Below are 24,785 nucleotides of genomic sequence, written 5' to 3'. Positions count from 1 at the left end.
GAATCTATAGAATATGTAGGATTTCTCGATAAACGGATTATTTAATCTAATGAAATACAACTATTAAATTTGCTCAGGAACAATAAACCCATAGTTTTGTAATACCTTAGAATTCAAAATAATATTCATTCATTATGAGAAAGAACTACCTGTTTCTTTGCTGCTGTTTATCTTTAATAAGTATTGCAAATGCTCAATTCGATTTCACACAAAATATAGTTATAGATGAGACCTATGGAAGACCCAGTCCTCGTAAGGTTTTGGTTGCAGATTTAGATGGTGACGGTTTTAAGGATGTTATCTCTTTAGCCAATGATGTGGTTTGGTATAAAAATTTAGATGGCTTAGGTAATTTTGGAAAAGTTAATCTTGTAGATGAGTTTAATACTACAGGCAATTGGTTTGATAATATTGATGTTGGTGATATGGATGGTGATGGAGATGATGATCTCGTCTATTTTAGAGGTACAAATAATTCGCCATTAGTTTGGGCAGAGAATTTAGATGGTATGGGTAATTTTAGCTCCGCTCAAACTATTAAAGCAATTACAACTACAGCAAGTACTTTTGTTCTGAATGTTAAGCTTGTCGATATGGATGGAGATAATGATATGGATATATCATATTCTGATATTGATGGTATTTCTTGGTTTGAGAATACTGATGGCCAGGGGAATTTTGAGGATCATTTAATATTAAGTTTAAATTATAATCCGTCTTTTCCTTATAGAGATTATCAAATTACAGATATAGATGGTGATGGTCTTAAAGATATGATTGTAGATTTCGACTCTGAAATTAAGTATTATAAACAGAATGAAAGTGGCGCTTACATATATACTCAAACCTTAGATACTAATGCTTTGGGAATATACATATTTTCAGGTGATATAGATAATGATGGCGATGACGATGTGATAAGTGTTTTGATAGATGGAGCCAATAGTAAAATAGAATGGTTTCAAAATAATAGAGAAGAAGGAAGCTTTGATGCTAAGGTAACTTTAGCTGATTTACCAAATATGGCAACAGCGAACAATAATAATAAGAACGACATTTCTCTCGTAGATTTAGATCAAGACGGGCTTCTCGATATTTTATTTTCTCATATTCGTACAGATACAGTGTCTTGGTTTAAGAATTTGGGTATGGCAGTCTTTGGTTCGGAGCAAATCATAACTTCAACTGCTCAAGTTGTAAATTCAATTTATGCGGCTGATATTAATAATGATAATACAATAGATGTCGCAGTTTCAGCATTAAACGATTCTCAAGTAAGTTGGTATAGTAATACCGATGGCTTTGGAGATTTTGGAGAAGAAAAACTAGTGTCTTCATATGCACATGGCTTGTCTAGTTTTGCTAAAGGAGACTTAGATCATGATGGAGATTTAGATTTGGTATCAGTTTCAAAGTTAGACGGTAAAATTGCATGGTATAAAAATACGGATGGTTTAGGAGATTTTTCTGAGAAACAAATCATTATTAAAAATTCACTTGAGATACCAGACGATGTCTATATAACTGATATTGAAAATGATGGAGATTTAGATATTATTGTCAAGGGGTTTATGGATATTTATGCTACAGAAAGTAGGATTTACCAATATATAAATGATGGAAGTACAAATTTTACAGAACAGCTAATGATGACTCATTTTGGCGAGTTGGGATCTAGTGTTGTAGGTGATATAGATGCCGATTACGATGCTGATATTATAGGTGTTAAGGATGCTGTAAACCTTTACAGAATAAAAAATAATGGAGACGGTACTTTTGAAGATGACGAAATTATTGTGAGTAATTTAACTTCAAGTATTATAGACTTAAAATTTGAGGATATTGATAATGATGGTGACAATGATTTAATTGTAAGTCATATTAATGGTGACTTTTCATGGTATTCAAATTCAGATGGACTTGGTAACTTTGTTTTGGGTCAGATTATTGAAGGTGCGGCTGCTAGCCCAGAATCAATTTACATCCAGGATATTAATAAAGATGGATACAAGGATATTCTGTTTATAGATAATGATTCTAGTGAAATAGCATATATGCTTAGTTTAGATGGTTTAGGTGCTTTTAGTGCTAAAGTGGTTGCAGTCTCTTCTGGTAGTGCGCTATCTTCAATTTATATGCTGGATATGGATAACGATCGTGATTTAGATATTGTGTCCTCTAAGTCTATAAATACTGATAGTAACCAAATTGTTTGGTTCGAGAATTTTGGAGACCTTAATTTTGGACCAGCAATTGAAATTGCCAATGGAGTAGGAGGTTTAAATCATGTTGATGCCGCAGATATAGATGATAATGGTTCTTTAGATCTAATAACAGCATCAGGCGATAATCAGTTAATGTGGCTTAGGAATCTTGGTTTACCAAGAAATGAAATCCAAGGTAGTGTTACTCTAGACTATAACAACGACGGTTGCGATAATGAGGATTCTCCATTTGCTAACGCAATGATTGTTGCTGAAAGTGGAACAAATCAATATGGAACATTTACTGGGTTTAATGGTTTGTATCAGATGCTTATTGAAGAACCAGGTGATTATACAACCTCATTTTCGACTAATCTACCCGAATATTTTAATATGAATCCGGAATCTTATAGTTCTGATTTAAATGATTTAGGCATTTCAGAATCCTTAGATTTTTGTATTTCACAATTAGGAGAATTTCATGATTTGGAAATATCAATTTTTCCTATTACCCAAGATCCAAGACCAGGCTTTCAAAGTCAATATAGAGTTGTTTATACTAATAGAGGTGCTGTAAGAGAAAGTGGAACGATTATTTTTGAATATTACGGATCCATGATGACATACGATAATGCCACAGAAACGGTTCAAAGTTTAACAGTAGAAGAAGTAGTTTTTAATTTCCAAGATTTAGATCCATTAGAATCTCGATTTATTGACATCACATTCACAATTTCACCTCCACCAACTGTAAATGGAGGAGATCTTTTAGAATTCTTCGCAACAGTTGATGGAGGAAATGATGATCTAACACCTGTTAATAATACGCATGGCATTAAACAGTTTGTTGTTAATTCTTATGATCCTAATGATATACGAGTTATGGAAGGTGAGGAAATTTTTATTGAGGATGCAGATGATTATTTACATTATATTATTCGTTTCCAAAATACAGGTTCTGCGAGTGCTATAAATATTAATGTAGAACATGAGCTCGACGAGAAGTTAGATTGGGAAACTATGCGATTAGAAGATTTAAGTCATCCTGGACGTGTAGAGATTATAAATGGTTCAATGGTTAATTTTATTTTCGATGATATTCATTTACCAGACAGTAATTCAAATGAGTCAGCTTCTCATGGACATATTGCTTATAAAATAAAACCAAAATCAGATGTTGAAATAGGAGATGTGTTTAGTGCAGTAGCAGAAATTTATTTCGATTTTAATCCGCCAATAATAACGAATACGGCAACTACAGAAATTGTTGAACCTCTAGGTGTTAATGAGTTTAATGCGCAATCCATTCAGCTGTTTCCAAATCCTGCAAAAGATAAATTAGAGATTGTATCTAACCAAATTATTGATAGGTTAACTGTTATTGATATTAATGGTAGAAAGTTAAAAGCCATTAGTGTATCTAAGTTAAATTATAATATGGATGTTTCAAGTTTGGCTAAAGGGGTTTATTTTATGGAAATCTACTCAGGGAACTCTAGCTCCACAAAAAAGTTTATAAAAAACTAACTACAATAAATTTTAAAATTTCTATGCCTTTTGCCTTATCGCAAAAGGCTTTTTTTATTTAATACCAATCTTAGTAATGCAATAAAACTTTCAAACCATGAAATCTTTTCTTAATTTTAAGAATCCTTAAAGTCCTAGCTAATAGCGAATAGATTTTAAAATAAAACAAATATGAAGAAAGTCAACGCTATTAATAACATCGCATTACATTATGCGAGATTACCTCAATATCCATATGGTACCTCAGGTAAACCTTATGATTTTTATATTGAAGATGCCTTTTTCAAACAGTTAGAAACAGCATTAAAAGACGTTTTTAAACAGTGTCCATTGGGTAAACCTGATATTATAACAAGTGCTGGCACGTTGGTTGGAAAAGCTGGAGAACATGCTACAGGAAAAGCTTTTGATCTTGATGCGATATTCTGGAAAGACCATCAACTTATTACCAATAATTATATTCATCAAAAGGAATTGTATTTGGGAATTGAATCTTTTTTGCGAAAGCACTTTGGTTTAGTTCTTAATTACTATTATCCTAATCATGCAGATCATTGGCATGTAGATTCTAGTGTTTCTGTAGATTACAATGAATCTTCAAAGTCCGAAACCTTTTACCTGCAAATGGTGTTAAAAGATATTTATCAAAAACCTGTGATTGTTGATGGTATATCAGGACCACAAACAAGAGGGTTTACAAAAGAAGTCTTTAGTCGTTTAAAAATTGATACACCAATTACAACAAAGAAAAATTATCTTAAATTTCTAGATGTTACAGGTAAAATAGCATTTAAATTAAGCGAAGAACAACAAAACCCATTACAGTTGCTAGAAAATCTAGAAACCGTTATTAATCAACTACCTGTTAATGATAAACATCAAGTTAATGAGGCTTTGAATGCGTTTCTAGGTCACAATTCAACAGCTTCTTGGATCAATGGTATTCAGCCGCATCAAAATTTAGAAACTATAATAGATACAGTTATTTCTTAAACCTAATACTATGATAAAACGCTTCAAATCATTTCAAATTTTAAAGATTAAAAGAACCTCATTGATGAGGTCCTCTTTATACATTGCAGTATTAACTTTATTTTTAGTGTCTTGCCAAAGTTTAAAAACAGCTGTTTTTGATCAGTATGCTTATCAAGAGGCGATTTCAATTAAAGTGGAAAGCCTGAATTTAATGGACGATGCCGTTGACGTGTACGAAGATCACGAAACAGAAGTGCAAACATTGTTGTTAGATCTTCAGAAAATGGTTGAGTATGAAAAGAACAAGCCAGACAACGAAGTTAGCTTCGCCATGTGGCAAGTTGTTACAGATAAAGAGCGTAATCTTTTATCAGGATTTTTAGAACGATGGAAAGAAAAGAATCAATTATCTGAAGTTTTTATAAATGAAGCAAAAGGTCAAGTAAGTGAGGCTTTAGATTTGATTATCAAATATGAAGCAAATAAAAATAAAACCAATGAAACAAATATTCTTAACTTTTTAAGCACTAATTAACTATGGATATTGAAGAACTAATAAAACTATTAAAAGAAGAACTACTCGTAGTTTTAGGAGAGAGTTATGGTGAGTATAAAAAGGAAACCAAGGCAGATGTTGAAGCGTTTTTAACTTTATCTAAAGTGAAATTAGAGAGATGGACTAACTTATTACAGTCCGGAGAATTAACTGTTGAAGATTACGAATGGCTTTTGGTGAGTCAAAAAGATTTATTAATTCTTAATGCCTTGCATCAAGCAGGCGTTTCAAAATTACGATTAGGTCATTTAAAGAATAAAATTATTAAATCTATTGTGAATACGGTGATTACGGTGGTGATTTAAGAGGTAAATGAATTTAAATCAGCATTTCAATTTTTTTTTGTTTTAATTTTGTTGAAAATAAAATTAAACGATGAAATATTTTTACTTATTATTTTTTGGAAGTTGCTTATTTGCTCAAACACCAGGAGAATTAGACGCTTCATTTAGTAGTGATGGATTTGTTACAGCTTCTTTTAATGAATTCGATAATTTTTTAACTTCTATGGTAATCCAAAACGATAATAAAATAGTCGGTGTTGGATCTGTATATGAAGGCCCTGGCAATGGATTCGATTTTGGATTATGTAGAATAAATACGGATGGAACTTTAGATTCAACTTTTGCTATTGATGGATTGCAATCATATACAAATATAGTAGATGGTAAATCAACTAATGCAATACTACAAAGTGATGGTAAAGTTGTAGCTGTTGGTTATTCTGGACAATATGGTTTAGGTGTTGTAAAATTTGCTATTGCTAGATATGATACTAATGGTAATCTTGATACATCTTTTAATGAGACAGGGAAATTATTTGTTAATATAAATAATGGTGCTGTGGTAGCTAAATCAGTAAAATTACAGACTGATGGTAAGATAGTAGTAATGGGATATACATTAACTAGTTTTGGAAATCCTAAAGTTATTTTATTAAGAATTAACCTTAATGGAAGTCTAGATTCAACTTTTGATAATGATGGAATATTGGAGTTAGACGTTTCAAGTTCATTTACGGAATTTGCTAAGGTTCTTTTAATTCAGTCAAATGGTAAGTTTCTTATTGGTGGGCAAACTGATGATCCTGATGAGACTTATAATGATAGCGATATTTTTGTTGTTAGAATGAATGCAGATGGTTCTCTAGATAGTACTTTTGGTTCTAATGGATTGCTTATTATGGATATTGATAATGAAGATGATTTAAGTGATATGGCACTTTTACCAGATGGTTCTATTGTGATATCTGGAAGTTCAAAGTTAGAATATTCTTCTGGGTCAACCGCTCGTGTCACAGTATTAAAGTTAGATCCTAGTGGAGAAGTTGATACTGCCTTTGGAAACAACGGTGTTTTTTTAGATTCAATAATAAATGAATCAGATGCTTTAGATGAATTCACTAGTAGTATATTATTAGCTCCTGATAATAGTTTATATATTGGAGGGCAATATGGAACAACTTATAGTTATGAATCACGAAAAGGCTATGTAGCAAGATTTAATCCTGATGGTAACTTAGATACAGCTTTTGCTGATAATGGAATTGCATATTTGTATTCTTACATAAATATTGTTAATTCAATTGCATTTGATAATGACCAGAAACTAGTTGTAGGTGGCACTGACACATCTGGAGGCGATAGTTTTAGATTTGCAAGAATGTTTGTAAGCGAAAACTTGTCTATTGATGAATTTTCTGAAGATAATTCTTTTTTAATTTACCCAAATCCAGTAAAAGATCAAATAACATTTAAAAGTGATAAAAATATTGCTTTTGTGAGTGTTAATGATGTTAATGGAAGGCTTTTAGAACTCGAAAAACCAACAAAATTAAATTCGGAATACAAACTAGATGTAAGTCACTTGAGAGATGGTATTTATATTTTAAATATTAATTATGAAAATAGTAAACAGACCTTAAAATTTATAAAAAAATAATTCATTTGTCAATTATCATAAAGTAAGCCTTTTAAGATTATATTTTGAAAGGTTTTTTTATTGCATTGGTTTTCTTACTTTTAAGAAAACTAATCATTCATGCTTAAAAAGGTTTTTGCTAGTGCCGTTTTTGAAGTCTAATAAAAAATAACTTTATTTTTACTAAATAGAACAAACTAATTGGAATAAATCTTAAATAGTAAGTAAGCTTGGTAAAAAAAGAAAAAAACCAACTTATTCATAAAATAAAAAGATATCATACTAATAATGAAGCTCAAATCTCTTGCCGTTTATTTATTACAACTTAATTTTATTATTTGTTATTGTCAATCAACCAAAAATATTAATTTAAATGTGGAAGGTGTTTTATCTTGTGAAGCTAATTTTGTTTCATCGTTAATTAATGCAGATCAAAATGAAATTGTTACTTTTTCTGAGACTTGTACTAATGCAAATAATTTTAATTGGAATTTCTTGCCAAACGCATCTTCAGCAACTAGTTCAGAAGAAAACCCTCAAGTTTCTTTTAATCAAAATGGAGCTACAACAGTAAATCTGTCAACTTTTTCGAATGATGGATGTACTGATGAGGTTATGCTTTCAGGACCAAATATCGTTAGTTCAACCCAAAACATAGAAGATTGTTGGACGCTAATTAATAAAGGAATCGATATATATAATGGTCAGTATACTTACGCGCAGTTTCCTGGATATCATGATCCAGAAATAATGGACTTAACTGAAGTCCAAGATGGATTTATCACATGTGGGCATTATAACGAGCAAATTTTCGATTCTAAATATGGTGTTAATTATAGTGGTTTACAGAATAAAAATGGAAGCTACTTAACCAAACATAATAAAGATGGATTATTAAAATGGATCGTTTATACTGAAAAAAATAGTACTTCAGATAGAGATGTAATGTATTCTACTGTTGAAGATACAAATGGTGATATTTATGTTAGTGGTCATTCTAGAGGTGTTTTTTATGATAATTTTGGGGATTCAATCAATTTAAGTGATATCGGAACAGGAGGTTTTATTATTAAATTGAATTCAAGCGGTAAAATTATTTGGCATTTAAAGAGCAATCATATTTTTGCGAAGCGATTGCATTTGGATGATAATAATAACTTATTAATTTCTGGTGATATTTCTGGGGTTAGTGCGGGAAAGGTTTTGTTTTTAAATGATGTACAAACTGACGTTTTAACTAATTTTAATGTCATTGATGTAAATCGTTTCTTTTTAAAAATAGACTCATCAGGTGATTTACAATGGTATACAGGTGTTAAAACTACTGGTCCAAATAGTGAATTTTTAGAAGATATAGGGCACGACGGTAATAATAACTTATATCTAACTGGGTATTGTAGTTTTTCGGTAGATATTTATTCTGCAAATAGTACTGCGCCAATTGTTATTCCTTTTACTGGAAACAGCCCAAAATTGTTTCTAATTAAATTTGAGGAAAATGGACAAATAGTTTGGAAAACAAAAAGTTATGTTGATAATCCTGATTATGGAGAAGGAGCAATTCCACGTTCTATAATCACTGATGGTGCTGGTAATAGTTATATTACAGGATCTAATAGCAACTACAATAGTAGTTTTAATCAGGTTTTTGAAAATACTGATGGCACTCTCACTAGTGAAGGTGTTTCAGGTTTTTTTATTGCTAAGATAAATACAAATGGGATTTGTGAATGGATTAGAGGAGCTGCAAATGTGTTGTATGGTGGCGGTTCTAAAATAATTAAATCAGAAGATGAGATTATAGCTATTGGTTCTGTAAGTAATAATAATAGTAGTAATCCTTTAACATCTGTAGAATTTTTAAGCACTAATGGGAGCAATTTACAAATGTCATTTTATCCCGGTGACTTTTTTTTAACGGTTTATGATGCGGAAGGAAATTTAAAACGTGTAATCACCAATGGAATTAACACACCTAGGTCATTTTCTAGAGGGCGTATTAGTGGTTTTTTTAAGGATGATGATAACAACTATTTTTTAAGTCGAAATATTAACTTTTTACTTTTCGGACCTCAAACGTATGAAAACTTTAGTCATACCATAGAGGCGTCAAACTTTGATGGTATTGATGGTACTATCACTAAGTTTACTGAAGAATGTGGTATAGTCACATATAACGCAATTAATCAAAATATACAAGATTTAATAGTTTGCGACGATACTAGTGTGGGTTCTAACTCTGATGGTCTAGTATCGTTTAATTTACTTCTGCATGAAGAAAATATTATTAATTCGCAATCAGCATCAGATTATCTAATTACATATTATACAGATGCTGGGTTAATCAATCAAATAAGTAATCCGGAAAATTATGAAAATTCGAGTTCTGTAGAAAACATTTATATAAATGTAGAATTTTTAGCAACTCAAAATAATTCATTACAAACGTCTTACACCATAGAAGTTATTGAATTGCCAACTGTTACTCCTTTAGTAGAAATTAACCAATGCGATGATGATTCAGATGGATTTAGTTCATTTAATTTAACAGAAGTGAATGCTGAAATATCTACAAATTTTTTAAATGAAACAATTACATTTTACGAATCTCAATTAGAAGCTGAAACAAATACCAATCCAATAACGGAACCTGATATATATGCTAATGAAACGATTAATACAGATGCGATTTGGGCAAGAGTAGAGAATGCAAATGGTTGTTTTGCAACTTCTCAAATCAATTTAAATATTTCTTCGTCACAAATTCCAAATACATTTTTTAGAGATTTTTATGAATGTGATGCTGTTATGGATCAACAAGATGGTATTTCAGTTTTCGATTTTAGTAGTGTAAATGGGGAAGTGCAGGCATTATTTCCTGCAGGACAAATGTTAGAAATTTCTTATTATGAAAGCTTAACAGATGCATTGGCGGAAACAAATACAATATTAGATATATCAAATTACTCCAACACAACGCCAAACACACAAGATATTTATATAAGAGTCGAAAATTCATTGAACAATGAATGCGTTGGTTTAGGTCATTATATCACTCTGCATATTCTAGAAGTTCCTTTAGTTACAGGACCTATAATTATAGAACAATGTGATGAGGATAATGATGGCACTGAAGCTTTTTCAACATCTTCTATTGAACAAATACTGTCTGAAGGACAACCCTTTGATGTCAGTTTTCTTTACTATGACGAAGAAGGAAACGCATTGCCTAGTCCATTACCAGACCCATATATTACGTCTCAACCAATAACTAATATAAACGTTACTCTTATTGGTGAAGAGGAAAATAATCCCATAGGTGGATGTGAAGTAACAACAAATATCGCATTAGTAATTAATTCAGGTTTTAATATAGGCGAGATTCCACAGTACTTTGCCTGTTTAGACACTCTTGAATCTTTGAGTCATACGTTTGATACGAGTGACTTAGAAGATGCAATTGTAAACGGACAAAGTGATATTAATGTGTCATTTTTTGACGAGGGCGGAAATCTTTTAGAAAGCCCATTTCCTGATGAATATACATTGACAGAAAGTGCCATTATTACGGCTGTTATTTCTAACGTTATTGATCCTATGTGCTCAACAGAATTGGATATAAATTTTATCGTAACTCCAAAACCTCTTTTCTGGGCAGTAGAGGATGTTTTTTTATGCTTTGAAGAAGGTGAAGCTCAAGTTTTTGATTTAAGTGCTTATTTAGATAATGCTTTAGCAGATAGTATGTTAGAAGATGCACAAATTAGTGCTTTTAATAATGACGTGCTTTTAGATGATATCATTAATGCTGATTTTGAATCTGGATCAGCTATCATAAGTTACAGAATTGAGAATTTGGATTTTCCTGATTGTTATACAGAAAGTGAGTTTAGTATATATACGTCAGTTGTTCCAACAGTAGGTAATATAAATGATATGGTCATTTGTGATGATGAGAGTAACGATGGTTTTGAAGCTTTTAATTTAGAAATCAAAAATGTTGAGGTTTTAAACGGATTGTCTTCAAGTGCTTATGTGGTTTCCTACCATTTATCTTACGATGATGCTGTTGAAAATAGTAACGCACTATCTAATCCTTATACAAATATTGTTAATTCTCAGACTATATACGCAAGGTTGTCTTTTGGAAATTATTTAGACTGTTATGATATTGGAGAATTCAATTTAGTAGTAAAATCCGTACCTAATTTTAATGATATCAAGGATGAATATTATTTATGTAAAGGTGATGATCATTTAGTAGTTTCTGCTGGTGATGGTTTAGATTATTATTTTTGGTCTACAGGCGCAACAACAAGCAGTATTACTATTTCCGAACCTGGGCAATATACCATAACAGCAATAAGAGAATACACTGATTTGTCTTGCGAGATTTCTAAGTCATTTAATGTTTATGAATCTAGTTTAGCAAATCAAATAGAAGTTGTTGTAACTGATGGTTCATTAACAACCAATAATATAGAAATTCTACCGGAAGGCACAGGTGATTATGAGTATTCTATTGATGGAGTTAATTATCAAGATTCCAATATGTTTTACGATTTAAATGAAAGTAATTATACAATTTATATTAGAGACAAGAATGGCTGTGGTGTTGCCACGCAAGAATTATTTTTATTACGATATCCGAGATTTTTCACACCTAATCAAGATACTAAAAATGATTATTGGCAATTATATAATTCTAGTCAAGAGCCTGCGAATATTCTTTTAGTTTTTGATAGATATGGAAAACTCTTAGTGCAGTTAGATCCTATGAGTAGAGGTTGGGATGGTACTTTTAATGGAGCTAAAATGCCAAGTGATGATTATTGGTTTTTATTACAACGCCAAAATGGTGAAACGCATGCAGGTCACTTTGCTTTAGTACGTTAATTTTTCTCTTTTCTCATGAGATATAAAATCATAAAATACTTTAGAAAAATATAATGTTGACATTTTTCCTAATTCTTACAAGAAAAGTTTAAATTTAGTTAAATATAATTCCATGCTCAAAAAAGTTTTCGCAAGTGCCGTTTTTGGTGTTGAGGCTTCAACTATTACCGTTGAAGTTAATGTAGACAAAGGCGTTGGTTATCATTTAGTTGGTCTTCCAGATAATGCTATTAAAGAAAGTAATTACCGTATTGCTGCTGCACTTCAAAATAATGGTTACCGAATTCCGGGTAAAAAAATCACCATAAATATGGCTCCGGCTGATTTACGAAAGGAAGGTTCGGCTTACGATTTAACTTTAGCAATTGGCATTTTAGCAGCATCTAATCAAATTAAAGCAGAAAACTTAGAGGATTATCTCATTATGGGAGAATTATCCTTAGATGGAAGCTTACAGCCATTTAAAGGTGCATTACCTATTGCTGTAAAAGCTAGAGAGGAAGGTTTTAAAGGTTTTATATTGCCTATTCAAAATGCAAAAGAAGCAGCTATCGTAGATGACTTAAAAGTGTTTGGAGTTGAAAATATTATGCAAGTCATTAATCATTTTGATAAAGGGGAACCTTTAGAGCAAACGATTATAAATACAAGAGAGGAGTTTTATAAAAATCTCGATTTCCCAGAATTTGATTTTGCAGATGTTAAAGGTCAAGAATCCATAAAACGTTGTATGGAAATTGCAGCAGCAGGAGGACATAACATTATATTAATTGGTCCACCAGGTTCTGGAAAAACGATGTTGGCAAAGCGACTACCAAGTATTTTGCCGCCAATGACCTTGCATGAAGCTCTAGAAACCACAAAAATACATTCGGTTGTTGGACGCGTAAAAGCACACGCAGGTCTTATGGCACAACGTCCTTTTAGAAGTCCACATCATACAATAAGCAATGTTGCGCTTGTCGGAGGCGGAAGTTATCCGCAACCAGGCGAAATATCTTTATCACATAATGGTGTTTTATTTTTAGACGAATTGCCAGAGTTTAAACGTGAAGTTTTAGAAGTAATGCGCCAGCCTTTAGAAGATAGGGAAGTGACCATTTCTAGAGCGAAATTTACGGTAACTTATCCTTCGTCATTTATGTTAGTGGCAAGTATGAATCCAAGTCCGAGTGGTTATTTTAACGATCCGGACTCACCAATAACATCATCACCAGCAGAAATGCAACGTTATATGGGGAAAATATCAGGACCTTTATTAGATCGCATCGATATTCATATTGAAGTCACTCCTGTGCCTTTTGAAAAATTAGCAGATGAGCGTAACGGAGAATCTTCAGTCGATATAAGAAAACGCGTCACTAAAGCTAGAGAGAACCAAACCGAACGTTTTAAGGATTTAGAGAATATTCATTACAATGCACAGATGAATACTAAGCAAATTCGTAAGTATTGTAAATTGGATGAGGCGTCAATGTTGCTTTTAAAGTCCGCTATGGAACGTTTAAATTTATCTGCTAGAGCTTATGATCGCATTCTAAAAGTTTCAAGAACAATAGCTGATTTAGAAGGGGCTACTGATGTTTTGGGAGCTCATATAAGCGAAGCTATTCAGTATCGTAGTTTAGACAGAGAAGGTTGGTTAGGGTAATTTTTTTAGAAAACACTGCAACCTTTTGCATTTTTTTCATCTTATTAATAAACAATAATCATGAAAAGCAAAATTTTACCCTTAGTACTAGTTGCAATAATGTGTTTGCAACTCACAAATTGTAATACTGATGACGTTAGTAATGAACTCCTCGATCCTGTTGCAGTTACGGTTCCTGTAATAAAGTCTAAATCTGCAATTAGAAATTCAATTCAAGTTAAGGCCGCTCAGCCAACGAATTCGGATGGTAAAATATATGTTTATAACGATTTGCTGTTTTATATAGCTCAAAATTCAGGAATACATATATTCAATAATCAAAATCCAGAAAACCCTCAAAATATAATATTCATACAATTAGAAGGTGTACATGATATTTCTGTAAAAAATGATATTCTGTATGCTGATAATTTTATGGATTTAGTGGTATTTGATATTAGTAATGTTTTAGATATTCAATTAGTTAATGTAGAAGAGGATATGTTATTGTATTATGCAACATTCCCAGAGGATTCTTTGTATTATCAGTCTAATATTTATACTTCAAATGAAGATGAATTTGTTGCAGAATACACCACAATTTATATGGAAAGAACCGAAGTGGAGAACAATCCAGAGATGTTTTGGAATTCTTTTTCAATCTTTGAAAGTGATATTTTAGCATTTGATGCTGGCATTAATATAGGTACTGGTGGATCTTATGCTAAGTTTCAGATTTATAACAATGCATTATACACTATAGATGATTATAAGTTAAACACATTTAATATTACAGATTATAATTCCATTTCTAAAGTGTCGGAGACATGGCTTGGTGGTTGGTTTGGTGGTGAACTTGAAACTACTTTTATTCTTAAAGATTATATGTTCATTGGTGCAACTAATGGTATGCATATTGTTGGTTTGCAAGATGAGTTTAATCCTATTTATACATCGTCATTTACACATTCTACAGGTTGTGATCCCGTTGTAGTAGAAGGAAATACTGCATATATAACTGTAAGAGGTGGTAATTCTTGTGGAGCCATTGAGGACCAAGTCAATGTAATTGATATAACAGATATTAACACTCCGATAGAACATTCTACTTACTTTTTATCTAATCCATACGGTTTAGGAATTAAAAACCACATATTATATGTCTGTAATGATAATGGCATAAATGTCTTTGATGCTCAAAACCCTAATGAAATCATGTTGCAAAACACTATTGAGACGACTTCAAAAGATGTTATTCCGTTATCTTCTCATTTAATTGCTGTTGGAGACAATGTAATTCACCAATATAATTATACAGATAATTTTGGATTGGAACTTATAAGCACGCTTCAATTTTAAACAGCTAGAAACACAAGGTTTAAACCGTATCCTTTGTGAGTTTAAATGTTAGCGATTGGTTTTAAGTGCGAGTAATAATAAATTCAATGATTAACAGAAACCTATAGATTAGTCTTAATTTGGATAAAGAACTACGAATACTCATACAAAAATGTGTAGAGAATGATAGGAAAGGGCAGCGTGAATTATACACGCTGCTTTCTCCTGTATTGTATGGTATTTGTTTAAAGTATATGAAGCATAAAACTGAGGCAGATGATGTGTTTCAAGATGCTTTTATAATTCTGTTTCAAAAGATTGGTCAATATAAATTCGAAGGCAGTTTTGAAGGTTGGGCAAAGCGCATTTTTGTAAATGAAGCCTTAGAGGTTTTACGAAAAAAACAACGTCGCTTAAACGTGGCAATGGAAAGTTCTAATCTAAACAGTCGTATTGAAGATGAAAACAATGAGCCTGATCCTGTTGTCTCTCATAGTAAGTTATTAAAGCATATACAGCAACTACCTGATAACTATAGAATGGTTTTTAATCTTTATGTTTTTGAAGGTTACAGTCATAAAGCTATAGCAGATAGGTTGAAAATAGCAGCCGGAACGTCAAAATCATTATTAAGCAGAGCTAAAAGTGTATTGAGGACAAAAATTAATGAAGAATTAAACGAAAAAGTGTCATGAAGAAGGATGATATTGAAAATAGATATAGCGAATTAGAAGCCTTTTCTAAAGCACCACCTGAAGAATTATGGGACAATATAGAGGCTAGGCTTCATCCTAAAAAAAAGAAAAGAAGAGTGTTTTTTATTTGGGGTTCTGCTGCTGCGATATTGGTAATGTTTATTGGTTACGTATTTACAAATTCGTTAGAGCATAATGGTAAGCCTGCAATTGAAGTTTCGGATATAGAACAGCCTAAAAACGATAGTGTTATTGAGAGATTAGATGAAAGCGCTAACAAGGTGGTTAATGGAGTAAAAGCCGTCAATGAAGACGCGTTTATGGAAGAAGGAAAAGTTGTAAAAGAATCGTTGAATCATTTATCTAATCAAGAGGAGTCTAAAGATAGAAGTAAAAGTTTAAATACTAATGAATACCAAAATGATGTCGTAAATAATAACACAAAATTAGAGCAAAAAGAAGAGCGAAAAAATGGTCTTTACGATAAAAATGGAAACCACGAAAGTGAAGCTTCTAATGCAGATAACTATGTTCAAACTGTTTTAAAAGAAAGTATTACTGATAAACAAGAAGGCAACGCGAATATGAAAGAGGTTTCTGATTTTATTAGAAAAAATAAAAGTGTAACTAATTCTAGTAAGGAAAAGTTAGTTGTAAGTGTTGATTCTATTGCTAAGGTTAGTGATGATGTACTATTAGATTTGTCTGAAGAACTTGTAGCTGAAAATGAAAATGATAGTATAATTACAACTAAAGTAGCTGGTTTAAAATGGTCAGTAGAAGTTTTGGGAGGATTGGCGAATACGGCATCCGAGTCATCAATTCAAAATACAGCTGTAAATACAACGTCTCAAAACGATTTTGTGTATACTTTAAAAGTTGGTTATGCAATATCAGATAGATTTGTTGTAAAATCAGGTATTGGCAAAAATGTATTAGGTCAAGAAATCAACAATATCAAATATACAGGTGTAGATACGTCGCTTTCTGCTGGTGATTCTCAAAATATTGTAAGCCATCCAGATATACTGTTTTTAGTATCAGAGGAATCTATTAATGATGTGTCTTCGTTTGATGAGTATACTAATGAGGGTGTTTTGCAGCAACAGTTCGATTATATTCAGGTGCCATTAGAGTTTTCATATAATGTTTTAAGAGCTCAAAAATTTGATTTATCACTAGGTATAGGAGGGAATGTAAACTTTTTAACCAATAATAGAGCTTTTCTTGATAATGAGGATATAGGAGAGAATTTGGGTGCTAATACTACAGTTTTTGGAGCGACAATGAATTCTAGTATTTCATATAATTTAGCAAAAAAGACGATTCTGTTTTTAGAACCAAGTTATAATTATTTTGAAAAACCAATAGATAATAACAATCAGACGTTTGAAAACACCCAATTAAGAGTGTTGTTTGGGTTGCGATATAAGTTTTAAAATTTTATTTCATCGCTTTGTGTGAGTTAATGTTAGCGGTTATAAATTAGTTGGAATTGTATGGTGATGTATTAAAAAGTTCTGTTGAAGTGTAATTAAATTGTATTTTTACTAGATACGTAAACATACTTTTATGACTAAATACTATTTTATTTTTATTTTATTCGTTGTCTTATTGGGTTGTAATAATTCTGAAAAGATAAAAAATTCAACTAATGACAATATAAAGGTTGAAATTGTAGAAAAGCCAACTCTAAACCTAGTGCAAGCCAACAGACTAGCACAATTGCCTTTGCATTGTATGGATACAGAGTATCCAAACAAGCTCAATCAAACTATTGGTAGTGCTTCAGATTTAAAAACACCAAAAGAATTGCATCCAGCGTTTTATGGTTGTTTCGATTGGCATTCTGCGGTTCATGGCCATTGGAGTTTGGTGTCGCTTTTAAAGCAATTTCCAGATATAGAAAATAAAGCTGAAATAGAACAAAAATTACTTCAGAATATTTCAAAAGAAAACATAGAAAAAGAACTCATGTATTTTGACGGTTCGTATAATAAGTCTTTTGAGCGTACTTATGGTTGGGCTTGGTTGTTGAAACTTGCTGAAGAATTGCATACTTGGGATGATAAAGTTGCCAGAGAGTTAGAAGCTAACCTTCAGCCTCTAACGGATTTAATCATTAATAAATATTTAGAATTTCTTCCTAAGTTAAATTACCCAATTAGAGTAGGTGAGCATCCAAATACAGCTTTTGGGTTGAGCTTTGCGTACGATTATGCAATTGCGGTTGAGCATTCAGAATTGGCAACCTTAATAGAGAATAGAGCAAAAGATTTTTATAATGACGATAAAGATTGTCTATTAGAATGGGAGCCAAGTGGTTTCGATTTTTTGTCACCTTGTCTTGAGGAAGCGGCTTTGATGAAGCGTGTTTTGCCAATTGAAGATTTTAAGATATGGATTAATGATTTTTTGCCAGAATTAAATGATGAGGCCTTTGAGATTTCAGTTGGTGAGGTTTCAGACAGAACGGATGGAAAATTAGTACATCTCGATGGTGTTAATTTTTCAAGAGCTTGGAGTCTCAATTTCATTGCAAAAGACATAGTAGAATATAATCATTTAAAAAATATAGCAAATAAACATATCAATTATTCATTGCCAAGTATTGTTGGTGATAGTTACGAAGGAGGTCATTGGTTAGGTAGTTTTGCTATTTATGCTTTGAATTCTATTCAAGAATGATAAAAAAGCTATTTAAAAATATTGGGCCAGGACCCTTAATTGCAGCAGCATTTATTGGACCAGGAACAGTAACCGTGTGTACTATTGCTGGTGTTAATTTTGGTTATGCTTTGTTGTGGGCAATGGTATTGTCTATTGTGGCAACGGTTGTGCTACAAGAAATGGCAGCTAGGCTTGGTGTGATTTCGCAAAAAGGATTGTCTGAAATTATTAGACAAGAAATTAAGAATCCCATCTTAAGAGGATTTATAATTGTTCTTATTTTAAGCGCTATTGTCATCGGAAATGCAGCTTATGAAGCAGGAAACATAAGTGGTGGAGCTCTAGGTGTGCAAACGTTATTTGGGAATCAGGTTTTTGCAGTTGCAAGTCTTAAGCTCAATTTAACCGCTATAGTTATTGGCTTAGTGGCTTTTATTTTGCTTTACATAGGAAATTATAAAGTGCTTGAAAAAGCATTAGTATTTCTGGTGATTTTAATGAGTTTGGCTTTTTTGTTTACTGCAATTATTACCAAACCTAATTTGATGGCTGTTTTTAAAGGTATGTTTGTTCCTAGGTTTCCTGAGAAAAGTATTTTAACCATTATTGGTCTTATTGGAACCACAGTTGTTCCTTATAATTTGTTTTTGCATGTGTCTTTAGCTAAAACCAAATGGAAAGGGCAAAGCGATTTAGGCTATGCAAGAAAAGATACTATTATTGCTGTTGTGGTTGGTGGTCTTGTTTCTATGTGTATTATAATTTCGGCATCTGCAATTCCTGCACAAGATGTTTTAAATGCTTCAGATTTAGCCAAAGGCCTAGAGCCGCTTTTTGGGAGCTTCGCAAAATACTTTTTAGCTATTGGCTTATTTGCTGCAGGAATTACAAGTGCTATTACAGCTCCATTAGCGGCAGCTTTTGTAGCTAGTGGTTGTTTAGGGTGGACGAGCGATTTAAAATCAATTAAATTTAGAATGGTTTGGATGATTATTTTGGGCTTGGGTGTTTTGTTTTCTTCAATTGGTTTTAAATCTATTGAAATAATAAAATTTGCTCAAGTTGCAAATGGTTTATTGCTACCTGTTATTGCTGGTTTGTTGCTTTGGGTAATGAATAAAGCGAGCATTTTAGGAGGTTATAGAAATTCTAAACTTCAGAATATTTTAGGGTTTGGTATTCTAATTGTCACTATCTTTTTGGGAGTTAAAGGAATTTTAAGTGTTTTTAAAGTGATATAAATGGATAAAATCTATCACATTGATATAAATGCAGACGTTGGAGAAGGTATAGGAAACGAAGAGAAATTGATGTCATTTCTGTCTTCCTGTAATATTGCTTGTGGTGGACATGCAGGTGACGCTGAGACTATGGCTAAAGTTATAAATTTAGCAATGAAAAATGATGTGAAAATTGGTGCGCATCCTTCATTTCCTGATAAAGTAAACTTTGGACGACTAGATATGAAAATATCAGCAGAAGACTTGTATAGTAGTCTTAAATATCAAATCAGCGCGTTGCAAAATGTACTTCGTTTAGAAGGTGCACAATTACATCATATTAAGCCACATGGAGCTTTGTATAATTTAGCGGCTAAAGATCGTAAAACAGCAAAAGTTATTATAGCTGTTATTAAAAGTATTGCAATGCCAATAAAACTATATGCACCTTATAAGTCTGTGATTGCAGAATTAGCAATTGATGAAAATATACAAGTCGCTTTTGAGGCTTTTGCGGATAGAAATTATAATGAGAATCTATCCTTAGTATCACGGAAAAATGACGATGCAATGTTGCTTAAAAAAGACAGCGTTTTGCAGCATGTTTTACACATTATAAAGCATGGAAAAGTGAAAACAATTAGTGGAGTAGAAGTGTCTATAAAAGCATCAACTTTTTGCGTGCATGGTGACTCTAAAAATGCTTTAGAGATCTTAAAATATTTGAACCAAGAATTGCCTAAAAACCATATATTAATTCAGAAGTAAATTAGTGGCATATCAACTTAAATATTCACAATATTCAGAGCGTTCTATTTTAGTGGAATGGCCATCTGTAATTGATGAAAATATATTAAAGGATATACTCAGGTTTAAAAATTTAATTCAAAATAAATATATTAAACAAGAGGTTGAGTTAGTGTCTGCATATAGCTCAATATTAATTGTTTATAATTATACTATTGATTTTGTAAATGATGCTTTTTTAGACTTAAAAGCATTGTATGAAATTGAGGATAGTACTTACCTCATTGAATCTAAAACATTTCAAATACCTGTGTGTTATGATGTGGGTTTTGGTATAGATTTAGATGCGTTTTCAATAGAAAAAAACTTGTCAAAACCTGAGATTATTCGTCTTCATTCTCAAGCTATTTATACAGTATATTTTATTGGTTTTTTACCCGGTTTTTTATATTTAGGAGGATTAGATTCTAGGCTACATTTAAACCGAAAAACAACTCCGAATCTCAATGTAAAAAAAGGTTCAATTGCTATAGGAGGAGAACAAACCGGAATCTATCCACAAGACAGTCCTGGAGGTTGGCATATTATTGGTAACTCACCAATTGAGTTGTTCAATCCTAAACACCATCCACCATGTTTTATTAAAGCAGGTGATAAGGTGAAATTTCAATCCATTTCAAAATCAGAATATGTAAAGCTTCAAATTGATATTAAAAATTCAAATTTCGATTTAAATGCCCTTTTAATAAATGATTAAAGTATTAAAGCCAGGTTTTTATAGCACTATTCAAGATCAAGGTCGTTTTGGACAGCGGAGTTATGGTGTTCCTGCTTCTGGTGCTATGGATTTATATTCTTATGAATTCGCTAATGCATTGCTAGGAAACCATAAGCATGATGCAGTTTTGGAAATGACGATGACAGGTGCAGAATTGCAATTTTTAAAACCAACAATAATTTCAATTACAGGAGCTGAAATGCATCCAAAATTAAATAATCAGCCAATTGCAATGTTTAAAGCTGTATTAGTAAAAACAAATGATGTCCTATCTTTTGGAAGTTTATTAATTGGTTTTAGAACATATCTCGCTGTAAAAGGTGGTTTATTAACAGAAACTGTTTTAGGGAGTAGAAGTATGCAAAAAGGTATTACTAAGGCTGAACGAATTGAAAGAGGTGATACTATTGCAATTACTGATTATTCAGGTTTAGAAAATTCAAAAAACGCTAAGTTAAACTTTAAGCTTAAAATTTTATCAGAGACTAATTTAGAAGTAATGAAAGGTCCAGAGTTTCATAAACTATCAAAAACGCAGCAAAATGTCTTGTTTCTCCAAGAGTTTAAAGTTTCAAAGTTCAATAATCGCATGGCTTATCAGCTTTTGCCCTTATTTCAGAATAATTTAGAGTCTTTTTTAACAGCTCCTGTATTGCCAGGAACCGTTCAACTTACACCATCTGGACAACTGATTGTTTTAATGAGAGATTGCCAAGCTACAGGTGGATATCCTAGAATTCTTCAATTAACGGAAAATTCGATTAATATTCTAAGTCAAAAAACTACAGGTAATAGCTTAAAAATCAGTCTAAAAGATTAAAGTTGTAAGAAAACGTTTGATTAAACTTCTCATATGTTAAATAAAATCGATACTTTACAACAGCTATTAACTAAATTCGATTAATCATGAAAAATTTTGGATCACTCATCCTAGGTATCCTTCTAGGTGCACTTGCAATGTATTTTTATTGTTCTAAAGATGCAGATAAGACAGAAGGACCAGTAGCTGTTGCTGCACCTTACGGTATTATTTCACCTGCTAAAATAGATTCACTAACACAGGCATATAACCAAAGGCATAAAATTATAAGTGATTCTTTATTTAAAAAGTCTAAAACAAAAGATAATAGATCGTCTTGGTATAAATTAGAAGTCATTGAAGATTATATAAAATATGCAAAACATCAAGCAAGCGAAAATAAATATACAATGGATGGTTTGCGTTTGTACTTAGGTGCTTATCCAGATGTTAGTGCAGAAGAACCTGGATTAACCACATTATTATTTGTACCAACGGGTTACAAGAATACGTCTGAAGGTAGTTTCTTTTCTATGCAAGGTAGAAGCAATGACCTAGATGATTCCGATGGTTTAAATTTAGGTAAGGAAGGCATGCCACCAGGAGCAAATTATCCTCAATAGTTTTTTTATGGATGATTTTCTTAAAGAAAATTATGGTTTAATTACAACTTTAGTTGAGTTATTTGCAGCAGTTGTTGGTGTAATTACTTTAAAAGCATATAAATTTACACCAGTTAAGTATATCATTTACTTTTTATTATACGCATTTTTTGTAGATACAATAGGAGGTTATCCAAGTTACTTAAGGAATTTAGGTTATTTCTATTTAATTGAAGGTACTTTAATTGAAAAGAATTATTGGTGGTATACTTTATTTTGGTGGATTGGCTTAGCGTTCATAATGTTTTTTGTGAATTACAATGTTGTTAAAACTGCTCGGTTAAAACAAATTTTGAAATATGGATTTTATGTATACCTATTACAAGTTATATTGTATATTATTTTTAAGTTCGATAATATATTTTATTACGATCAATTTATAAGTATTGCTAGCTTATGGATGGTGTTTCTATCTATCGCTATTTACTTTTTTGAGACCATAGCATCAGAAACGATAGTTTTATTCTATAAGTCCGTTTATTTTTATTTTAATGCGACTTTTTTTATTTGGATTCTATTAATTATCCCGTTAGAATTTTTTGAATTATATTTTATAGAAGACGATTGGGATTATGTACTTTTAAAATGGAAAATTCACTTATCATTAAACATTTTTCTTTATATGACGTTATCAGCTGCATTACTATTTTGCAGACCGAAGGGTCATTAATTAGTACTAAGGCTGAACGGAATTTGATTATATATATGATTACTGTATTAATCATTATATGCTCATTAGTCATTCTCTTTTTTGTCTTTTACCAAAAGCGTAAAAATGAGCTTTTATTAAAAAATGTAGAGCAACAACGAAGATTTGATGAAGAATTGATTAAAACCCAGCAAGAGATACAAGAAGAAACCTTAAAACATATTGGTAGAGAATTACATGATAATATTGGTCAAATGCTTGTAATGTCTACGATGCAAATGAATGCAGCTTCAAAAGTTGTTACTGATGATGTAAAAATTAAAGTTAATAATGCAGCAGAAACTTTAAAAAGTACATTAGATGAAGTGAGATCCTTGTCAAAATCTTTAAATAGCGATGTTATTTTTAATATAGGTTTTGTTGCCACTCTAGAAAATGAAATATCACATTTAAATAAATCTGGTCTTATTGAAGCTAGTTTATCAATAATAGGAGAGAAGGTAGATTTTGAAAACAAAAAAGACGAAATTATTTTATTTAGAATTCTTCAAGAGTTTTTTTCAAATACGTTAAAATACGCTGAAGCTGAACACATAAATGTTACTTTAAGTTATAAAGAACAATTTTTAAATATTAAAGTAGAAGATGATGGTGTTGGTTTTAACCTTGAAACCGCAGACAGAAGTTCGGGCTTAATAAATATGGAAAAAAGAGCAGAGTTATTGAATGCAATGTTTCAATTAAAATCCCAGCCAGAAAATGGTACAATTCTTACTTTAGAATATCCGTTTAGAACAGTTTAAACATTACATGCTTTCCAGAGTGAATCATTTGGTAATGGAGCCGTAATTATTACTTCTTCTTTCTTTACAGGATGGATAAAACGTAATGTTCTTGCATGCAGACTAATACTTGCATCTTTATTACTTCTATCAAATCCATACTTTAAATCGCCTTTAATAGGGCAACCAATAGATGCTAATTGCACTCTAATTTGATGATGTCTACCAGTTTCTAAATCAATTTCTAAAAGATAAAAATTATCTAAAGTTTGTTTTAATTGATAATGAAGAATGGCCTTTTTACTGCCATCAACTTCTTTTGCATAAGCTGTAGATTTATTGTTTTTAGAATTCTTTTTTAACCAATGTACAAGTTTGTCTTCTGTTTTTGGTGGCTGATTTTTAACTAAAGCCCAATACGTTTTCTTTGCTGTTTTTTCTGCAAATAATTTATTTAGTCTTGGTAACGCTTTACTTGTTTTAGCAAACATTACAATGCCTGTGGTTGGTCTATCTAAGCGATGTACAACACCTAAATATACATTCCCTTCCTTATTGTATTTATCTTTTAAATAAGATTTAACCACTTCGCTCAGAGGCTTGTCGCCAGTTTTATCTCCTTGTACAATGTCTCCAGCGCGTTTATTGACTATGATGATGTGATTATCTTCATGTAAAACTTGAAGATTATTTTTGTTAGAAAGAATTTTTTCAGATCTATTAGCCACGAATTAAGT

19 protein-coding genes are annotated in these 24,785 nt (G+C 31.6%); 18 read left to right on the top strand and 1 reads right to left on the bottom strand.

Features of this window, described 5'->3' with window-relative positions; all coding sequences use genetic code 11:
• The first annotated feature begins 134 nt into the window (after window positions 1-134).
• The 18 genes from ACJJVO_RS06235 (at window position 135) to ACJJVO_RS06150 (ending at window position 24,069) form a co-directional block, all read left to right on the top strand.
• Complete coding sequence (locus ACJJVO_RS06235; RefSeq protein ID WP_405571806.1) at window positions 135-3,731, top strand: T9SS type A sorting domain-containing protein; 3,597 nt, start codon at window positions 135-137, stop codon at window positions 3,729-3,731.
• 171 nt (window positions 3,732-3,902) lie between these two features.
• A complete protein-coding gene (locus ACJJVO_RS06230) occupies window positions 3,903-4,724 on the top strand; it encodes a hypothetical protein (RefSeq protein WP_405571804.1) in 822 nt (273 codons plus the stop codon).
• A gap of 10 nt (window positions 4,725-4,734) precedes the next feature.
• Window positions 4,735-5,241, top strand: a complete 507-nt coding sequence (locus ACJJVO_RS06225) for a hypothetical protein (RefSeq protein WP_405571801.1) — start codon at window positions 4,735-4,737, stop codon at window positions 5,239-5,241.
• Window positions 5,242-5,243: 2 nt separating this feature from the next.
• Window positions 5,244-5,567: a hypothetical protein gene (locus tag ACJJVO_RS06220; protein ID WP_405571798.1), complete on the top strand. Its 324-nt coding sequence runs from the start codon at window positions 5,244-5,246 to the stop codon at window positions 5,565-5,567.
• Between the two features lie 70 nt (window positions 5,568-5,637).
• A complete protein-coding gene (locus ACJJVO_RS06215) occupies window positions 5,638-7,203 on the top strand; it encodes a T9SS type A sorting domain-containing protein (protein ID WP_405571795.1) in 1,566 nt (521 codons plus the stop codon).
• A 267-nt stretch (window positions 7,204-7,470) separates the two neighbouring features.
• Window positions 7,471-12,078, top strand: coding sequence for a T9SS type B sorting domain-containing protein (locus tag ACJJVO_RS06210; protein ID WP_405571793.1), 4,608 nt, complete (start codon window positions 7,471-7,473; stop codon window positions 12,076-12,078).
• A 112-nt stretch (window positions 12,079-12,190) separates the two neighbouring features.
• Window positions 12,191-13,729, top strand: coding sequence for a YifB family Mg chelatase-like AAA ATPase (locus ACJJVO_RS06205; protein ID WP_405571791.1), 1,539 nt, complete (start codon window positions 12,191-12,193; stop codon window positions 13,727-13,729).
• Between the two features lie 60 nt (window positions 13,730-13,789).
• A complete protein-coding gene (locus ACJJVO_RS06200) occupies window positions 13,790-15,067 on the top strand; it encodes a hypothetical protein (protein WP_405571788.1) in 1,278 nt (425 codons plus the stop codon).
• A 119-nt stretch (window positions 15,068-15,186) separates the two neighbouring features.
• The gene (locus tag ACJJVO_RS06195; protein ID WP_405571786.1) at window positions 15,187-15,741 is read left to right on the top strand and encodes an RNA polymerase sigma factor; all 555 of its coding nucleotides are present in this window, start codon (window positions 15,187-15,189) and stop codon (window positions 15,739-15,741) included.
• Window positions 15,738-17,180, top strand: coding sequence for a hypothetical protein (locus ACJJVO_RS06190; protein ID WP_405571784.1), 1,443 nt, complete (start codon window positions 15,738-15,740; stop codon window positions 17,178-17,180). Before ACJJVO_RS06195 ends, ACJJVO_RS06190 begins: the two co-directional genes overlap by 4 nt.
• A gap of 133 nt (window positions 17,181-17,313) precedes the next feature.
• Complete coding sequence (locus ACJJVO_RS06185; protein ID WP_405571782.1) at window positions 17,314-18,429, top strand: DUF2891 domain-containing protein; 1,116 nt, start codon at window positions 17,314-17,316, stop codon at window positions 18,427-18,429.
• Window positions 18,426-19,652 (top strand): Nramp family divalent metal transporter, encoded by a 1,227-nt coding sequence (locus ACJJVO_RS06180; protein WP_405571760.1) that lies wholly within the window; start codon window positions 18,426-18,428, stop codon window positions 19,650-19,652. Before ACJJVO_RS06185 ends, ACJJVO_RS06180 begins: the two co-directional genes overlap by 4 nt.
• Window positions 19,653-20,399: a 5-oxoprolinase subunit PxpA gene (gene pxpA / locus ACJJVO_RS06175; RefSeq protein ID WP_405571729.1), complete on the top strand. Its 747-nt coding sequence runs from the start codon at window positions 19,653-19,655 to the stop codon at window positions 20,397-20,399.
• Between the two features lie 4 nt (window positions 20,400-20,403).
• Complete coding sequence (pxpB, locus tag ACJJVO_RS06170; RefSeq protein WP_405571727.1) at window positions 20,404-21,135, top strand: 5-oxoprolinase subunit PxpB; 732 nt, start codon at window positions 20,404-20,406, stop codon at window positions 21,133-21,135.
• The gene (locus ACJJVO_RS06165; RefSeq protein WP_405571724.1) at window positions 21,128-21,976 is read left to right on the top strand and encodes a biotin-dependent carboxyltransferase family protein; all 849 of its coding nucleotides are present in this window, start codon (window positions 21,128-21,130) and stop codon (window positions 21,974-21,976) included. Before pxpB ends, ACJJVO_RS06165 begins: the two co-directional genes overlap by 8 nt.
• 86 nt (window positions 21,977-22,062) lie before the next feature.
• A complete protein-coding gene (locus tag ACJJVO_RS06160) occupies window positions 22,063-22,578 on the top strand; it encodes a hypothetical protein (protein WP_405571722.1) in 516 nt (171 codons plus the stop codon).
• A gap of 7 nt (window positions 22,579-22,585) precedes the next feature.
• Window positions 22,586-23,287: a hypothetical protein gene (locus ACJJVO_RS06155; RefSeq protein WP_405571720.1), complete on the top strand. Its 702-nt coding sequence runs from the start codon at window positions 22,586-22,588 to the stop codon at window positions 23,285-23,287.
• A gap of 35 nt (window positions 23,288-23,322) precedes the next feature.
• The gene (locus ACJJVO_RS06150) at window positions 23,323-24,069 is read left to right on the top strand and encodes a sensor histidine kinase (RefSeq protein WP_405571718.1); all 747 of its coding nucleotides are present in this window, start codon (window positions 23,323-23,325) and stop codon (window positions 24,067-24,069) included.
• On the opposite strand, the gene ACJJVO_RS06145 is transcribed toward ACJJVO_RS06150, so the two are convergent.
• Window positions 24,066-24,776 (bottom strand): RluA family pseudouridine synthase, encoded by a 711-nt coding sequence (locus tag ACJJVO_RS06145; RefSeq protein WP_405571715.1) that lies wholly within the window; start codon window positions 24,774-24,776, stop codon window positions 24,066-24,068. The genes ACJJVO_RS06150 and ACJJVO_RS06145 overlap by 4 nt on opposite strands.
• Between the last annotated feature and the right edge of the window lie 9 nt (window positions 24,777-24,785).

Source organism: Winogradskyella sp. Asnod2-B02-A (genome assembly GCF_045063645.1).
GTDB lineage: Bacteria > Bacteroidota > Bacteroidia > Flavobacteriales > Flavobacteriaceae > Winogradskyella.
This window is presented reverse-complemented; position numbering and strand designations above follow the sequence as displayed.

Bases quoted from the DNA above. Each gene is read 5' to 3' on its own strand.
- ACJJVO_RS06205 (WP_405571791.1), top strand. From the start codon at position 12,191: ATGCTCAAAAAAGTTTTCGCAAGTGCCGTTTTTGGTGTTGAGGCTTCA.
- ACJJVO_RS06180 (WP_405571760.1), top strand. From the start codon at position 18,426: ATGATAAAAAAGCTATTTAAAAATATTGGGCCAGGACCCTTAATTGCA.
- ACJJVO_RS06225 (WP_405571801.1), top strand. From the start codon at position 4,735: ATGATAAAACGCTTCAAATCATTTCAAATTTTAAAGATTAAAAGAACC.
- ACJJVO_RS06200 (WP_405571788.1), top strand. From the start codon at position 13,790: ATGAAAAGCAAAATTTTACCCTTAGTACTAGTTGCAATAATGTGTTTG.
- ACJJVO_RS06230 (WP_405571804.1), top strand. From the start codon at position 3,903: ATGAAGAAAGTCAACGCTATTAATAACATCGCATTACATTATGCGAGA.
- ACJJVO_RS06160 (WP_405571722.1), top strand. From the start codon at position 22,063: ATGAAAAATTTTGGATCACTCATCCTAGGTATCCTTCTAGGTGCACTT.
- ACJJVO_RS06215 (WP_405571795.1), top strand. From the start codon at position 5,638: ATGAAATATTTTTACTTATTATTTTTTGGAAGTTGCTTATTTGCTCAA.
- ACJJVO_RS06235 (WP_405571806.1), top strand. From the start codon at position 135: ATGAGAAAGAACTACCTGTTTCTTTGCTGCTGTTTATCTTTAATAAGT.
- ACJJVO_RS06185 (WP_405571782.1), top strand. From the start codon at position 17,314: ATGACTAAATACTATTTTATTTTTATTTTATTCGTTGTCTTATTGGGT.
- ACJJVO_RS06220 (WP_405571798.1), top strand. From the start codon at position 5,244: ATGGATATTGAAGAACTAATAAAACTATTAAAAGAAGAACTACTCGTA.
- ACJJVO_RS06165 (WP_405571724.1), top strand. From the start codon at position 21,128: ATGATTAAAGTATTAAAGCCAGGTTTTTATAGCACTATTCAAGATCAA.
- pxpA (WP_405571729.1), top strand. From the start codon at position 19,653: ATGGATAAAATCTATCACATTGATATAAATGCAGACGTTGGAGAAGGT.
- ACJJVO_RS06155 (WP_405571720.1), top strand. From the start codon at position 22,586: ATGGATGATTTTCTTAAAGAAAATTATGGTTTAATTACAACTTTAGTT.
- ACJJVO_RS06190 (WP_405571784.1), top strand. From the start codon at position 15,738: ATGAAGAAGGATGATATTGAAAATAGATATAGCGAATTAGAAGCCTTT.
- ACJJVO_RS06150 (WP_405571718.1), top strand. From the start codon at position 23,323: ATGATTACTGTATTAATCATTATATGCTCATTAGTCATTCTCTTTTTT.
- ACJJVO_RS06210 (WP_405571793.1), top strand. From the start codon at position 7,471: ATGAAGCTCAAATCTCTTGCCGTTTATTTATTACAACTTAATTTTATT.